Origin of the sequence: Streptomyces sp. 8L, from assembly GCF_020176795.1 — a bacterium.
In the GTDB taxonomy this organism is placed as follows: domain Bacteria; phylum Actinomycetota; class Actinomycetes; order Streptomycetales; family Streptomycetaceae; genus Streptomyces.
This window is the reverse complement of sequence record NZ_JAIUKE010000317.1, coordinates 1-15293: the sequence shown is the minus strand read 5'-3', so window position 1 is coordinate 15293 and position 15293 is coordinate 1. Positions and strand designations below refer to the sequence as shown.

The 15293-nt window shown below is 70.1% G+C and carries 14 protein-coding genes and 1 pseudogene; 1 reads left to right on the top strand and 14 read right to left on the bottom strand.

Annotated elements, in window-relative coordinates:
• Positions 1–91: 91 nt before the first annotated feature.
• Positions 92–223, top strand: a complete 132-nt coding sequence (locus LCE31_RS40545; protein ID WP_263632236.1) for a hypothetical protein — start codon at positions 92–94, stop codon at positions 221–223.
• Between the two features lie 216 nt (positions 224–439).
• On the opposite strand, the gene LCE31_RS24355 is transcribed toward LCE31_RS40545, so the two are convergent.
• The 14 genes and pseudogenes from LCE31_RS24355 to LCE31_RS24290 form a co-directional block, all read right to left on the bottom strand.
• A complete protein-coding gene (locus LCE31_RS24355; protein WP_225017623.1) occupies positions 440–1690 on the bottom strand; it encodes an ATP-grasp domain-containing protein in 1251 nt (416 codons plus the stop codon).
• A complete protein-coding gene (locus LCE31_RS24350; RefSeq protein WP_225017622.1) occupies positions 1687–2994 on the bottom strand; it encodes an ATP-grasp domain-containing protein in 1308 nt (435 codons plus the stop codon). The genes LCE31_RS24355 and LCE31_RS24350 overlap by 4 nt, the downstream gene beginning before the upstream one ends.
• Before the next feature lie 245 nt (positions 2995–3239).
• Positions 3240–4355 (bottom strand): hypothetical protein, encoded by a 1116-nt coding sequence (locus LCE31_RS24345; protein WP_225017621.1) that lies wholly within the window; start codon positions 4353–4355, stop codon positions 3240–3242.
• Between the two features lie 83 nt (positions 4356–4438).
• Positions 4439–5665, bottom strand: a complete 1227-nt coding sequence (locus LCE31_RS24340) for an MFS transporter (RefSeq protein ID WP_225017620.1) — start codon at positions 5663–5665, stop codon at positions 4439–4441.
• Positions 5655–7025, bottom strand: coding sequence for a pyridoxal phosphate-dependent aminotransferase (locus LCE31_RS24335; RefSeq protein ID WP_225017619.1), 1371 nt, complete (start codon positions 7023–7025; stop codon positions 5655–5657). Before LCE31_RS24335 ends, LCE31_RS24340 begins: the two co-directional genes overlap by 11 nt.
• A complete protein-coding gene (locus LCE31_RS24330; RefSeq protein ID WP_225017618.1) occupies positions 7022–7897 on the bottom strand; it encodes a class I SAM-dependent methyltransferase in 876 nt (291 codons plus the stop codon). Before LCE31_RS24330 ends, LCE31_RS24335 begins: the two co-directional genes overlap by 4 nt.
• Before the next feature lie 54 nt (positions 7898–7951).
• Positions 7952–8989, bottom strand: a complete 1038-nt coding sequence (locus tag LCE31_RS24325) for a hypothetical protein (RefSeq protein ID WP_225017616.1) — start codon at positions 8987–8989, stop codon at positions 7952–7954.
• A 10-nt stretch (positions 8990–8999) separates the two neighbouring features.
• Positions 9000–10031, bottom strand: a complete 1032-nt coding sequence (locus LCE31_RS24320) for a S66 peptidase family protein (RefSeq protein ID WP_225017614.1) — start codon at positions 10029–10031, stop codon at positions 9000–9002.
• Positions 10031–11287: a hypothetical protein gene (locus LCE31_RS24315; RefSeq protein ID WP_225017613.1), complete on the bottom strand. Its 1257-nt coding sequence runs from the start codon at positions 11285–11287 to the stop codon at positions 10031–10033. The genes LCE31_RS24320 and LCE31_RS24315 overlap by 1 nt, the downstream gene beginning before the upstream one ends.
• A 4-nt stretch (positions 11288–11291) precedes the next feature.
• On the bottom strand, positions 11292–11744 hold the full coding sequence (locus LCE31_RS24310; protein ID WP_225017610.1) for a hypothetical protein: 453 nt from the start codon (positions 11742–11744) through the stop codon (positions 11292–11294).
• A 59-nt stretch (positions 11745–11803) separates the two neighbouring features.
• Positions 11804–12823, bottom strand: a complete 1020-nt coding sequence (locus tag LCE31_RS24305; RefSeq protein WP_225017608.1) for an amino acid--tRNA ligase-related protein — start codon at positions 12821–12823, stop codon at positions 11804–11806.
• Between the two features lie 375 nt (positions 12824–13198).
• The gene (locus tag LCE31_RS24300) at positions 13199–14281 is read right to left on the bottom strand and encodes an MsnO8 family LLM class oxidoreductase (protein WP_225017626.1); all 1083 of its coding nucleotides are present in this window, start codon (positions 14279–14281) and stop codon (positions 13199–13201) included.
• Between the two features lie 61 nt (positions 14282–14342).
• Complete coding sequence (locus LCE31_RS24295) at positions 14343–14660, bottom strand: NAD(P)H-binding protein (protein ID WP_225017624.1); 318 nt, start codon at positions 14658–14660, stop codon at positions 14343–14345.
• A 138-nt stretch (positions 14661–14798) separates the two neighbouring features.
• Positions 14799–15293 (bottom strand): annotated as a pseudogene (locus tag LCE31_RS24290) (IS701 family transposase); the annotation flags it as partial.

Sequence of the window (15293 nt, the reverse complement as noted above, 5' to 3'; positions counted from 1 at the left end):
TCATCTGGACGAAGACCGCCGACGACATCCTCGACACCCTCGCCGCATACTGCACACGAATTAACGACTCAGGACACTAGGGAGACAGAACATGGCCCTCACCATCCGTCGCGGAGCCCTCACCACTCGTCGCGGAGCCCTCACCACCCTCGGCGCCGCCCTCGCGGCCTCCGTGGCGCTGCCCGCGTCCGCCAAAGCGGACCGGAGCCTGAGCCCGAGCTGAGCAAGGGCGACGGAGGGCAGGAGCCCGTTGATGCATGCCGGCGGGTTCTTCGCCCGGCGCCCACCCAGTTGTGGACCTGGCGGGGGTGCGCGGCCGGCGGAGAGTGCGATCAGCCGCCCGGCACCCCGACCGGGTCACCGGAGGGCGCGTGGATTCACCGCATGTCGTGGAAGGCCGGGTGGCATGTCGAGCGGAGCCGTCGCTTTCGTGAACCGGTCAGTCGCCGCTGGTGGCGGTCGGCGGTGGTAGCACCACGTAGTCCAGGACCGCCAGGGCGGCATCAGCGTGCTTGCGCAGGTCCTCCTCGTCGCGTCCGGTCACCATGACCGCCGCGAAGAAGTTCTCCTTGGAGAGCGTGGACACGCGGTAGTCGTCGATGATGTAGGCGTCGAGTACGCCGTCGACCGCCAGCAGCTCCGCGACCGTCGTGCGGCAGTGAACGGTGCCGGTCCGGTCGGCCTCGACCGGGACTATGGCCACGGCGTCCGTGGAGCGGCCGCGGCCCCGGTCGGGGGGAGCGCCGAGGGCCAGGTCCAGTGCGACTTCGATGGGGTCGATGCCGCCGCGGTGCCGGATCGCCGCCGGGTAGAGGCCGCCGCCGGGGCGCGGGTTGATCTCGATCAGCCCGGCCCGGTCGTGGTCGGCCATGCGTCCCTCGACGTGCAGCCACACGCCGTCCAGGCCGATCCGGGTGAGCAGGGTCTGCAGCTCCGCCAGGAACCGGACGACCGCCTCGGGTGGGACCCGTACGGGCGGGGAGATCCGCAGTCCCCGGTCGTGCAGCCGGACCGAGTCGTGGTCGGGCTTGTCCGCGACCAGGACGCTGCTGAATGTGCCGCCCAACACGTAACCGTCCACGGAGAACTCTGCCCCAGTCAGGTACTCCTCCACGATGAACCGGTCCTTCACACCCTCCGCCGCCAGCTCCGCCAGGATCTGATCGAAGACCTCCCGGGAGGGGACGAGGTGCGTGTCGCGCGAAGCGCCGCTCCCAGTGGCCGGTTTGAGGACCACCGGGTATTCCAGGGGCGGAGCCGCCCGGAGTTCGGCGACCGAGCCGTCACTCCAGCGCAGCGGCAGTACTCCGGCGTCGTCGGCGGCCCGGCGGACGGCGGCCTTGTCGGTCAAGGTGGCGACGCCGGTGCTGGGATCGGCCAGGCCGAAGTGGTCGAGCAGCGCGGCACGGCGAAGGATCAGCCCCTCCACCATGGTCACCACCGCGGCCGGTCGCACACCGGCCCGGGCGATGGCCGCGGCCACGTCCGCGTCGGCGGCGTCCCAGTCGACCACCACCGAGCCGTCGCACAGACCGGCGTTGGGGTCGTCGACCACTCCGGTGACCAGGACCACCCGCCAACCCCGTTGCCGCAGCGCGGGGCTGAGCCGGGCGATGCCGCCGGCCAGCTTGGCGGAGAGCAGCAGGACGGTACGGGGGTCGGCGGGCGTTCTCCGCGAGGGCAGTGTCATGACTCCTCCACCGGGACGGTCTTCACGGTGAGCTGCCGGGGTAGCTCATTGATCAGGGCGTCCAGGCCCTCCCGGGTGTCGGCGGCGAGGAAGGCGAACACCACCCATTCCGACGGATGCCGCATCGCCAGGACGTCCGAGACTGCGGGCCACACCTGGGCGTGGACCACTCCGGGTACGGCCAGGACCTCCGCTGCGCTGGGGATGTGGACGATGCGACCGGGGGCGTCCGGCCGCAGGTGCACCATGCCGATGTACCGGGCGACCGGGCGCGGCGGGGCGGTCCGGCCGTCGACGGCCAGGTCGGCGAGGACCGTCCAGATGCTGCGGCCCAGCCCCTGGCTGACCAGCCCGGGTATCCAGCCGCCGCCGACCCGGGTGGCGAGCTCGGAAAAGACGATGCGGCCGTCCGGCTGCCGGAACACCTCCAGGTGGATCATGGTCTCGGTCACCCCGAGGCCCTCCATGACCCGAGCCGTGAACGGTTCCATGGCCGCGTACAGCTCCGGGTGCTCCTCCGGCGCCAGCAGCTCGCCGCCGTCCTGGGCGCACTCCCCGCGCTGGACCGCGAGCCGTGGTGCGAAGTAGCGGGAGATGAAGAGGAACTGCGGTCCGTTCGTACCCCAGTAGGCGTCGACGTGCAGTTCCTCGCCCTCGACGAACGACTCGACCACGAGTTGCCTCGAGGCCAGAGCGGGTTCGTAACTGAAGGACCGGCAGAGCTCGCGAAACTCCGCCGGGCTGTCGGCGCGGACCGTGCTCATCGTTCCGAAGCCGGCGGCGGGCTTCACCACCACCGGGAAGCTGAGCCGGGCCGCCAGCGCGGCGACGGCGGTGTCGTCCGCAGGGTCAGGCAGCGAGTGGAACTGCGCCGTGGCCACCCCGGCCGCCGCGACCAGTTGCTTCATCAGCCGCTTGTCGCGTCCGGCGACCGAGGTGATGGCCGGTGCCCCGACTCCCAGGACCTCGGCCAGGTAGCCGCCACCGAGCTGGGAGAACTCGGTGAAGCTGACGACCCGGGCGACCGCGGGGTCCTGAAGCCGGATCGACACCGCCACGGTCGCCAGCTCTTCGAGAGCGTCGAAGGAGCTCACCCGGTGGACCGTGGCGGCTTTGGCGAGCAGGTCCTCCTCCACGCCTCCGTGTGCCACGTCGTAGGCGTCCAGGACGACGTGCACCCGCACCCGTTCCAGGAGTTCCCGGGCTAGTTCCGGCTGCCACTTGCACAGCACGACCGACCCGCCGGGCCCGGCGGATGTGCCGTGCGGCGGGCAGGCGCGGTCTGGGTGGTCCGGGGCGTTCATGTGCTGCTCCATTCGGAGGGTGCGCGGGTCGGTGTCGGTATCGGGTCGCCGGTGGAGGCTGCTGCCGCGTCGGCCGAGGTTCGCCCCGTCGCGACGTCCGGCACGCGCTCCCGCCGCACCGGCCGGAAGCCCGGGTACATCCAGTACGAGGGCTTCCGGCCGGCGCTCCCCCAGCCTCCGGCCGGGGGACCCGTGGAGCACGCGCCTGACGCCGCTCCTTCACAGGAACGTCTCGGCTGACGCGGTCAGCGGTTCATGAAGCCGTAGCTGCTACCGCAGTTGACGATGTCGCCCAGCCGCAGCTCGTCGGACTCGCCCCGCAGGTAGCGGGCGGTGGCCGCGAGCTTGGCGTCCCACACCTCAGGGTCCAGCGCCTGCGCCGCGCTCAGAATCTCGGGGTTGTCGCGGTGGAACTCCGCCATCGACGGGACCAGGTACGAGACCGGCACCTTCACCGTCTCGGAGCAGAGGAAGAGGGTGATGGTCGGACGTTCCGAGGCGATGTCCCGGTCCACCTCCACATCGTGGATCATGTCCGGTGACATGAAGTAGCTCTGCCCCTGCTCCAGCCGGACGCGCTCCTCGACGGTCCGCAGCCGGCTGGGCACGTACTCGTCGTGGGGCGGCCAGACCCCGCCCACGCGTTCGAGGTCGACGTCCTGGTAACGGTCGCCGGTCCCGGAAGGCGTTTCCGCGGAGTCCTCCTCGTATATGGACTGCCGGAGTTCGCCAACGGAGACGTAGGAGACGAAGGAGAACGGGTGCGAGTGCGGCGGTTCGACGATCGTCCCCGGTTCGAACCTCTTGGTCGACTCGAAGCCCAGCGCCTCCGGGTTCGGCTGCCAGATGTGGAGGCTGGCGTGCCACTCGGCGACCGCGCCGCCCATGAACTCCTGGACCCCGTCGCCCGCGGGCTCGGTGCTGGGGAGCGCGTGCACGTCCGAGGCCAGGACCAGCGACTGTCCGGCCCAGCCGTAGATGCAGTGGCTGCGGCCCGCTCGGGAGCGCTCCGAGACCCCGTGCGCTCCCGGGCCCTCCTTGAGCGAGGCCCGCATCAGTTCCAGGAAGGCGGCCAGGTTGTCGGACCGGCCGAGGGTGCGGACGAAGCTGTTCATCCGCGAGACCCGCAGGTCGCCTTCCGGGGTCTGCCGGATCTGCTCCAGCAGCTCCTGGAGTTCGTCGAGCGCGCCGGTCGCGTCGGTCCGGCCTTCTGCCGGTCCGGCCAGGATACGGGTGATCGCCTCTGTGGTGGCCCTGTCCCGGTACCCCGCCGACAACGCGGCGCAGGAGTCGGCCAGCGTCGTTTTGGCGGTCTGCCCGATGGGTGAGGAGTTCTCGCGGGTGGGCCAGGTGGTGGTCATGAGGAGTGTCCTTTCAGGGGGATAATGGTGGTTTCGATGGTGAGAGGCCCCGCTCGTCCGAGGGCCGGCGCGTCCCAGGTCGATCAGGGCGGGGACGGGGCGGCGTCGGGTGGGAGGCGTCCCAGGGCCGCCGCGGAGGCGGCGCAGACGACGATGAGGACGATCCAGGGCCACTGGTTGCCCTGGGCAAGCAGCCAAGTCAGTACCGCCGGGGCGGTGGCGCCTCCCATGCTCCAGGAGAGGTAGAACACGCCCAGGTGGCGACCGGGCGAGTGGACCGGGGCGATCCGCGCGGCCAGGGCGCCCATCGTCGGGCCGTACAGCATCTCCGCCAGCGTCAGCGCCGCGACCGCTGCGCACAGGCTGAGGACCGTGCCCCACCAGGGCACCGCGGTCAGCGCCCACAGGCAGAGGAACGCCACCGCCCAGGCCGCCGCCGCCGCCTGGACGACGCGTACCTCGGGGTACCGCTGCACCCGGCGGGTCAGCGCGGTCTGCGCCACGACGACGGTCACAGTGTTGGCGGTGATCGCCAATCCGCCGAGCGCGGCCCAACGTCCCAGCAGGCCGGTCAGGTAGGTGGTCAGCAGCACCGGGAGCACGCTCATGCAGAGGACCAGGCCGAGCCCGGCCAGGCTGAGCAGCAGCAGCCGGCGGTCCCGCAGCACCGAGCCGTAGCCGGTCGGCCGCTCCGCCGCGGCCGGGGTGCCCGGCTGCGGCATGGGCCGGGTCCGGGCGGCCGGCAGTCGCCAGAGCAGCGCCCCCGCCGCCAGGTAGCTCGCGGCGTTGACGCCCGCCAGCAGCAGGTAGGCGGTGTGACTGCCCAGGGCGACCAGCGAGGTCCCGGCGACGGCCCCGACACCGTACCCGGCGTTGCGGGCGGCCGACTGTCGAGCGAACCAGCCCGCCCGCTGTCCGGGCTCGGCCACGAGGGCCACCAGCGCGCTGCCGGCGGTGCGCAGCACGGTCTGGCCGAGCGCGGTGGCCAGACCGACGGCCACCACCTGCCAGGCCGAGCCCACCCACAGGTAGGCGCTGAAGGCGCCCGCGCTGAGCAGGTTGGCTCCCACCACCAGCGGCAGCGGGCCGAACCGGTCCACCAGCGAGCCCGCCACCATCGAGGCTGGCAGCGCCAGCAGGACGGCCGTCGAGAGACAGGCTCCGACGGTCGGGAGCGGCAGGCCGACGACGTGCACGAAGTAGAGGATGCTGAACGGCATGAACATGCCGGTGCCGATGCCGTCGGTCACCACGGCCGCGGCGAGCCGGGGCGGCAGGCCCGAACGGGTCCGGGTTTTCTCAGAGAGCATCGAACAGCCTTCTGGTGTGAACGAACGGAGTTGCAACGAAGGGGGGGGGGGGGGCGCCGCGGGCCGCGCCGACGCGGGCCCCGCGCCGGGCGCCCGCCAGGCGGTCTATCGCCGCCATCAGCAGTTCCTGGTCGGGGCCGAGGTACAGCCGGGCGTAGCCGGCGTCCGGCACCTCCCCGGCGTCGCCGATACGGGCCAGCGGCCACGCGTCGGAGAGCAGCACCCCGCAGTCGAGAACGGCACTGCGCAGGTAATCGCCCACCTTCAGCCCGTCGGGCACCGGAAAGAGCACGTACGGGGCCGACGGTCCGGCGATGGACCGTCGCCGGACCTCCTCCGGTAGCCGGTCGAGCACCGCGGCGCGCTTGGCCGCTGTGGCGGCCCGTTCCCCGGCCAGGTACCCGGCCACCTCCGAAGGCCGGCCGAGCCACCGCGCCATGGCCCACTGGAGCTGGACCGCGTAGTTGAAGGTGTGCTGCGGACGGAGGTCGTTGACCAGCGTGTCCAGCAGCGCCGGTTCGGCCGTCACCGCGCCCAGCGCCCAGCCGTTGCAGTGGAACTGCTTGCCGAGCGAGCGCACCCCCAGCCACGGCACCGGCGACCGCTGCCCGTCCAGGTGCCCCAGCAGGATCTCCAGCGCCGAGGTCACCGGCGCCTCGGGCGGGCAGAGGCCGTAGTAGGCGTCGTCGACCAAGACCGCCGCGCCGTGCTCCAGGGCGGTCTCCACCAGGGTTGCCACCACCTCCGGGGGCCAGTTGGCACCGGTCGGATTGTGCTGGGCGTTTATCACCACCAGCGACAGCGCGCCCGGGGCGAGACCGGCTGCCGTGCGGCGGACGGCTTCCGGCGAGACGCTCCCCCCGTTCGCCGGGTCGAACGGCACGTACACGGTGTCGAAGCCCAGTGGCTCGGTCAGCCCCGCGTAGTCCCAGGCCGGAGCGACTGCCAGCACCGAACCCGGGGGCCGGCCGCCACGGGCCCGTTCCGCGGCCACGTAGATCGCGAAGTCCCGCATGGCACTGCGGGTCCCGGTCCAGCTGACCGCCAGCTCCCATGCGTCCGACCGCGGCAGCCGTTGGGTGTCCGCCACGTACTCCTTGAGGACGGTGCGCAGCAGCGGTAGCCCGTACATCGAGATCTGGTAGCCGTGACTGTTGGCCGGGACCTCACGCAGGGCGTCGAGCAGCGGTTGCGGGGTGTGGTCCCAGGTCTCGCCGAGGCTGAGCATGATCGGTTCGCCGGCGGGGGCGCCTGCGGCGAGGTACTGCCGGAGCCACGTCACGTCCGGCAGGTGGTTGGGCGCAACCGTGTCGTCCAGCATCGCCCGCAGGGGGCTCCCGGCCGTCGGGTAGCCGGTCATGTCCGGTCTTCGTAGACGCGGCGGGTGGTGTGCAGCACGGGCTCGGGGTTGGGGTGACCGGCCCGGAACAGCAGGATCGAGTAGCCGGCGTAGGAAAGGTTCTCGTCGAAGATCTCGTAGAAGTGCGCCAGCCGCTCGGCCAGTGCCGCGGTCTTATCGGCCGGCAGGCCGGCCAGGTGCTGCAGGTCCACCACCTGGTCGGTGTAGGCGGCGATCCGCTCAGGCGTTTGGCGCACGTACTCGTACTGCTCGTCGGCCACCAGGCTGACGCCCTCCCGGGAGAAGACGTCGATCCAGTACTGCTCGGAAGTGATCTGGAGCGGGACGCCGATCGCTTCCTCCACGGCCCTGCGCAGCGGCTCCGGCGGGGTCTGGCGGTAGTAGATGGGGACGACGGCCAGTACACCCCGGGGCACGAGCACCCGGTAGTACTCGTCGCAGGCCTGCCGGTGGTCCGCCATGAACGAGGTCACGTTGCTGGCGAAGACCAACTCGAAGAGGTCGTCCTCGAAGGGCATGCCCTGCCCGTCGCCGAGGACGAACTCGACGTTGTCGATGCCCGCCCGCTCGGCCTTGGCCGCAGCGAAGGCGTTGGAGACCGGGTTGACGTCCAGGCCGGTGACCGGGGAGTCCAGCCAGCTGGCCATCTCGATGGTGGTGTAGCCGGTGTTGCTGCCGACCTCCAGTACGCGGGCGCCGCGCCGCGGACGGGTCAGCTCCAGCACGCGACGGACGGTGGCCCCGCCGCCGGAGGGCATGTTCGGCTCGTTGGTCAGAGCGACGGTACGGGAGAAGTCGAGCCGTCGTATCTCCGCGACGGAGAGGTCGGCGAGGGCCTTGGCGGCGATGTCGGTCGGGGTTGCGGTGGTCACAGTAATCCTAAGGTCGGTGTGGTCGGTTCGTGTGTGTGGGGAAGGGGCAACGGGTCAGAGGTGACGCAGCGGGGACGGGATGCCGAGCTCCACCGCTACGGCGCCGACCGAGGCGACACCCACGTCGGTGTGGCGGAGCTTCGCCAGCGCCTCCTGCCGGGACATCGCGCCGATGCGCACGTGATGGGCCATCTCGTACACGTAGGGGTGGTAGCCGTACTTGCGGATGTGGTCGAGGATCAGCAGCCCGTTCAGCCGGCAGTTGGTCGAGCAGGAGTCGGTGTCGCGCGGGGCCCGCCAGCCGTGTTCGGCCAGCACCGCCAGCGTGCGCGCCTCGCTGTAGTTGGTCGCGTACAGCGGATTGACCAGGCCGTGCGGCAGCTCTCCTGAGTCCTGAGTCCAGGTGTCCAGGCCCGGGGCCAGTTCCGGGGAGCCGAGGCGCACCGGGTCCAAATTGCGGGAGACCACCTCGCGCAGGAACGACGTCGGGACGAAGGCGGAGGTGGTCAGCTGTCCGGGCGTCCAGCCGCCGGCCAGCAGCGGCACCCCGTACGAGGCGGCGGTGCGCATCCCGGCGGCGAACACCATGCCGATGCACGAACCGCAGGCCGCCGTCGAGTACTTCACCGTCTCCGGGCCGAAGTCACCGGTCAGCGCGCTGCGGTAGACACCCTGCATCAGATTGCGCTGGGGACGCAGCACGATGTGGTCGGCCCCGACGCTGTCCAGGACCGCCCGCATGTTAGCCGCCGTCACCGTGGCCAGGAAACCGTTGTCCAGGGTGAGCGCCAGCACCCGCAGGCCGCGGGTGACCGCCAGCTCGATCAGCGCCAGGGAGCTGTCCTTGCCGCCGCTGTAGAGCAGGACGCAGTCGTAGTCCGCGCCCTGCTTCTGGGCCCGGTCCAGGACGGTGGAGACCGCCTCGCCCGAGACCTCGATGCGCTCGGAGTCGCTGCGGCAGTAGTGACAGATGCCGTCCGTGTCGAGCGCCGCCTCGGGAAAGTTCTCGGGCAGCACGCAGCGAGCACAGACCTGGGCGTCCATGTCGACGATCACGGTGTCATGTTCTGTGGTGAAGCGCGTTGCGCTCATGTCCATCCTTTCAGGAACTGGTGGAGTCGTGTGGCAGGGTGAGCCCGCAGTGGGTGGCGTCCAGCAGGGCCCGGCCGCCGACCGGCAGGGTGAGTCGGGGCTCGGTGTGGCCGAAGTCCACGTCCACCAGCACAGGGAGGCGGCGGCGTCCGAGGACCGCCCGTACCACCGCGTCCACGTCGTCCGATCCGGCCGCCGCGGCGCGCGGCCTGGCATGCCGGCCGATCACCAGCCCGGCGATCCGGTCGAGCAGCCCGGCGTTCTGCCACTGGGTCAGGTGGGCCCAGACCGCGTCGGGCCCTGCGTCCTGGAACTCCAGACAGAGGATCGCTCCGTCTGGGTCCGGCAGGAACGGCGTGCCGATGAGATGCGAGGCAGTGGCCGCGCAGCCGGGCAGCAGCCAGCCCTCCGCCGTGCCGGGCGAAAGGCAGCCCCAGCCGCCGGGCCGGGTGGCGCGCGGACGGTCGTCCTCCGCGTCCCACCACAGCGACTCGTCGGTCCACTCCGGCGGCGGCACGAGCCGGGTGGGCCCCGGCTGCGGAGTCAGCGCCCGGCGGAAGTGGTCCAGGGTGTAGGGCCAGGGCCCGCCCCACTCACCCCATTCGGAGACGATCATGGGTCCGTGGAAGGTGACCAGTCCGGCCTGGGCAAGGGCCGCCCAGAGCACCGAGGTGACATCGCTGTAGCCGACGATCGGCCGACGCGCGGCACGGATGAGGTCCCAGTCGAGGTACGGCAGCACGGTCGCGGAGGTGTAGCCGCCGGTCGCTGCCACCACCGCGTCGACCCGGTCGTCGCGCAGCAGCTCGTGCAGGTCCTCCGCGAGCCGTGCGGGGTGGGCCGCGGCGATCCCCGCGTTGTCCTCGGTGGCGGAGGCGGTGACCACTTCGTAGCCCGCCGCCCGCACCGCGTCCAAGGCGCGGTTGTAGCGGCGGGGGAACAGCGCCGGAGCCGGCGCGGAGGGCGTCCAGACGCCCAGCACGCCGCCCTCCGGCAGACTCCGGGGCAGCCGCAGGGCGCGCCGGCCGGCGGTCGCGGGCATCAGTAGAACCGTCCTTCCTTGCTGATGAAGTACTCGCGGCCGTCGTCGGCGCCGCAGGTGTCGCAGCGTCCGGCTGTGATCGGGACGACGTGCCCGAAGACGGCCGAGCCGGGGTCGGCGGCGCACGCTCCGCAGAGGGTGCGCAGATGACCGTTTCGCTCGGTGGTGTCGGTCAGCAACCGCTGGGAGGAGTCGCGCAGCCGCTGATCGTGGGAGTCCAGGTGGGCCCGCACCGTGTCCGGGGCCGGCCGCCCGGACAGCGGGACGCGGGTCTGCGGCAGCCGGGAGCAGAGCACCACCGAGCCGGGCGACCGGCCCAAGCCCACCACCAGCGGCACCCCCCGGCGGTGCCAGGACCGCTCGGCCCTGGCCCGGGAGCTGGTACTGGCCGAGGCACGCACCACCTCGTACCGGATCCCCGCGGCCTCCAGCGCCTGGAACCAGTCCCGGCAGTCGTCCAGATCGGTGGCCGGAGCGACCGTCACGCCCAGCTGCACCGGGGCGACGGTACTGGCCAGCACCAGCCCGCGGGAGTCCGTGTGCACCATCGCCGTCGTCGCCAGCACTTTGCCGGTGAACCCGACGTCCACGATGTCCTGCTCCTGGCCGAGGGCCTCGCGCAGCCCGTCGGCCAGCACGTACAGGGTCGCCAGGACGGTGGGGCGCCGGTTCGGCAGCGCGGTCACCACGAGGTACGTCAGTCTGCCGTAGTCGGCCAGCTCGCCGGTGCACACCGTGAAGGACCGAATGCCGATGGTCAGCAGCAGTTCCTCGATCACCACCCGGTAGAAGTCGAGAACCTCCTCCGCCGTGCCGTCCGGGGCCAGCTGGTTGAGCTCGACCACCGGCCACACCATGCGGTCCCGGAACAGCGGCGCGGTCCGCCCGGCGAAGCGCCGCAACACCGGGCCGACGGCCACCAGCGGACCGGCCGACTGCTCGCGGTCCAGCCGCGCCAGTGAACTGACGATCTGGTCGGAGCGGAACAGCGCATCCGGGTTACCGGGCAGGTCCAGCAGCTCGTAGACGTTGCCGTAGTCGCCGAAGACCCGACGGTTGTCCGCCTGGGAGGCGAGGAACCCGTGCTCGACCACATCGACCGGATGCCGCGCCCGCACCAGCTCCACGAACACCTTGACCAGAAGCCGGACCGCGTCCATGCCGCGCCCCCGCCACATAGGGATGCCCTTGATGGCGGGCGACCCCATGATGAACTCCGCCGCCTCGAGGCCGCGGACGTAGGGATGGGTGACCATCGCGCTACCGCTTCGGGGTGACGAGATCGAGAGTGGCCGCCAGCCGCAGCCGTGCCGGGGTACCCGCCGAGGGCAGGTCGGGGCCGGCGTCGCTGATCCAGCGGGCACCGCAGGCGCCGAGCGCCGAGCCCAGCTCCGCGGTGACCGTACCCAGCTCCGCGCCGTCGGTGTCGTCGACCTGGACCAGCAGGAGTTCGGAGACCGGCGCCCCGTCCTCGCCCAGGCCCCAGCCGAGGGAGAACCAGCGGTTCGACAACCGCCCCCGCGAGGGGTCGATCAGGTCGAAATCGGTGCCGTAGGACCGTACCGCCCACCGCTCGTCATCCCGGCTGGCGGTCACCGTCGCCGGAAAGCGGATGCTCCGGGCGTTCCGGAGCGGCACCGCCTCCAACGGGTAAAGCTCCTGGAACGCCAGCCGCCGCAACAGGGCCGTGACCGACCGCGCGTCGCTACTCACGAACAACAACTGAGTTACACCCCAGAAAATCACAGAAACGAAATCGGTGGCGGGCGGGACTACGGTGCGGTGACCACGCCGTTGATTCGCTCGACCAGTTGCAGGTCGCGGATGTCCGAGTGGTTCAGAACCCACATCAGGAACCGTTCGACACCCATGCCGAATCCGCTGGTCCGCAGCGGATGGTGATCCTTCATGCCCACGTACCAGGCGTACTCCTCCTCCGCCACGTGGTGCTGTGTCAGCGCCGCCCGGACCTCAGCCCCGCCGAGGTGCCGCTCCCCACAGCCCATCACCTCGCCGGGACCGAGCAGGAAGTCCGCGTTCAGGGCCTTCTGGCCGCTGGCGTCGGCAGCCTGGTAGAAGGGGACCGAGAGGTGGTCGAAGTGGCTCAGCCAGACCGCGGGTCCGTAGTGCTCGAGCAGCCGGCGCTCACCGGCGCGCTTGATGGTGCGCCACTCGTCGTGGAACTCGAAGAACTCGGGGGAGGCGCCAAGCTCATCGACCGCCTCGTCGAAGGTCATCGGGGTTGTGGGGGAGGCGAGGAACTTCTCGATGTGCTCGGTCCCGCCCACCACCTGCCGCACCGGGTCAGCGAGTTCGGAGACGATGGCGGAGGCCAGGTGGCGGATGTAGGCGTCCGCGGTCTCGATGACGTCCCCCAGCGAGCCGGGGATCTCCGCCTCGCTGTGGAAGAACTGGCTGAGGTGGGTGGCGTCGGTGTCCTCCCCCCGGAAGCTGGGCATCAGGTAGTAGCAACCCGAGTCGGTGAGCCGACAGCCGTACTCCAGCATGAACTGCATGGAGTCGGCCAGATAGACCGGGACGCCGAAGAGGTCCACCTGTACCGGCAGCGAGTCACTGCCCAGCCCCATGGGGGAGGAGATGGAGCCCGTGGTCACCGGCAGATGCACGGACCGCACGTTCCGGCTGCGCCAGAAAGCCGCGGTCTCATAGCTGATGAGGTCTTGGAGGTCGACGAGGCACCGGTAGAACGGGTCTTTCAGCACTGTGAGGTAGCGCGGGTCGCTGATGGGCGAGCCGTATTCGGGGGCTGTGGTCTTCACCGTCAAGGGCATGGGGAACCTCTTTGGGGGGTGGTTGCGGACGCCTACAGTCGGAGGCGCGAATGGGGGATCGGGACGTACGTCCCGGTGGAACCTGCTCTCGGAGCAGGCAGGAATTCGACGTCAGGGCTGGTGCCAGGACGTGGACGATGTGTTCGACACGGATGAACACGAGATTACCAGCCGTCTCCGCAGGGGCGATAGGGGCCACCGGTGCACTCGTGTGACAGGTGACCGGCATCTCGAAAGACCTTCATCGGTGCGGGTAGCGATGACAACGCCGACCACGGCGTTATGGTCTGACGGGTTGTCACGTCCAGCGTGTGGCCGCGACACGGAGGGCACGCTCGACGTTCCTGTACGTGCGACGACCCTCAGCCGTGCTGATCAGGATGTATCGACCGTGATGGTCGGCGCCGCGAGATCTGGCGATTCCGAGGCTGAACTCGGCCACGTTGGCGCTGCGGCATCCAGCGGGGAAGAGCAGGCGCTTGTGGCGGTGAAGTGCTTCTTGATGAGTTCGTAGGAGCGAACGCGGGCACGGAGGTCGTGGATCGGAGTCCACAGCATCAGTTCGTCCGCTCCGGTCTCGGCGGCCAGTTGCGCAAGGCCCCGCGCGACGTTCTCGGGAGCTCCGACAGCCTGCCGTGTCTGGAAACCGGCCAGGAGGTCTCGCTCCTGCTCGGTGAACGGATGGGCGGCCGCGTCCGCCGGAGTGCAAAAGGGATGAGCGTCCGCGGTTCCCTTGAAGACGGCATCCCTGAACACCCCGAACGGGCCGGCTTGCCACGCGGCTTCTTCTTCCGTCTCGGCGCACACGGCCAGCACGGACACCAGGATCCGGGGCCGCTCGCACCAGCGGGAAGGAATGAACGCCGCCCGGTAGCGTTTCAGGGCCTCCGCAGTGTTCTGCGGCTGGATGTGGTGTGCGAAGGCGATCGGCAAGCCGAGCTCCGCAGCGAGAGCGGCGCCTGCGTCGCTGGACGCCAGCAACCAGGGCTCCGGCAGGGGGTCCGGAGCGACCTCATCGACCAGCGAAGACAGGATCCCTGCCACGTTTTGCCGGTACTCCGCATTCGTCGCCGGGCCGGCTCCGCGGCGCAGGGCCTTTGCGGTGGCCTCGTCGAAGGTGCCGGGTCCACGGCCGATCCCCAGGTCAATCCGGCCCGGGTGCAGCGCGGCCAGCGTCGCGAACTGCTCGGCCAGCGAGATCGGCGCATGGTTCGGAGCCAGCACCCCACCGGAACCGAGACGGATGGCCGAGGTGGAAGTCGCGGAGTGAGCTGTCAGGATGGCGGGAGGGAACGCGCCGACGGAAAGCGAGTGATGATGCTCGGCATACCAGAGCCGGCGGTAGTCCAGCCTCTCCAGTTCCTGTGCGAAAGCTGCAGTGTCGCGCAGGGCATCCGCGCGCCGGCCGCCCGCCTGGATCATCGCTAATTCCAGTGCCGAGAGAGGTATTTCACCCATGCGATCGGCTGGAGCGGCGATGGCGCTCGTGACCAGTATTTCTCGCGCCTGCATCGGTGACCTACTTGGCATCGAGGACTACTGCGATCTGACGGATGAAGGTGTCGCCCACAGCAGAGCGGAGGAGGAAGTCGGCGACGTTTGTGCGCGAGGTCGAGGGGAAGAGCGGTGTCTTCTTGACGTCCTCGAGCACGACGGTGCTGTAGCGCATGCTGTTACCGTTGTTCAACGCTCCGGGATATTCGAGGGTCCACTTCAGATCGCTGGCCTTCAACAGCACCTCCGAGGCGGCCTTGTCCGCATAGGTCTTCCGAAGCAGGGTTCGGAAAAGAGGGCCTACGAGCCATGAGGCCTTAGTACTGCAACGACACTCCGTGATGTCCTCTTCGTTTGTAGTGGCTGATGCGGGCCCGGGCTTGGCTTCTTCTTCGCCATAGCGACCAGGCGAGCAGGTGCTGGATGCTGTGGCGGATAGGAGAAGAGATGCGGTTGAAGATTCGTCGGGCCTCGTTCATCGTCACGGGTATGAGGGATAGATCGTTGCTGGTATGCGGATCCCCCTTTTTGCCTCTGCTCGCAGGATGGCGAGAAAGGCAAGGGCGGCCATGGAGAGGGTTATATGCCGATACCATGCGATGTAGCCGCGTACTTGGTAGTGGTCGAGCCCTGTTTCGTTCTTCGCGCTCTGGAAGCACTCCTCGACCATCCACCTCGATCCTGCGATTCGGGCGAGCTCGGCGAGTGAAGTCCCGGTCGGGCAGAAGCAGATGTAGTAGGCGATATCCGTGGGATCGGTGAGGCTGCGCCGTGCCAGCAGCCAGTGGTCCCATCCTTCTCGCCGCCAGGGCCTGATCGGGGCTGCCGCCCAGTCATACTCGAGCTGGCCGTGGGCGCCGTCACCGCAGCTCAGGCATGTCCAAGATCCGTCGGAGCGCTCGCTGACCAGCTGATGTGCGCGGGCCTGGCCGAAGAATTCCATGGTCATGACCATCTGTGATTTCGGAACCGCGAG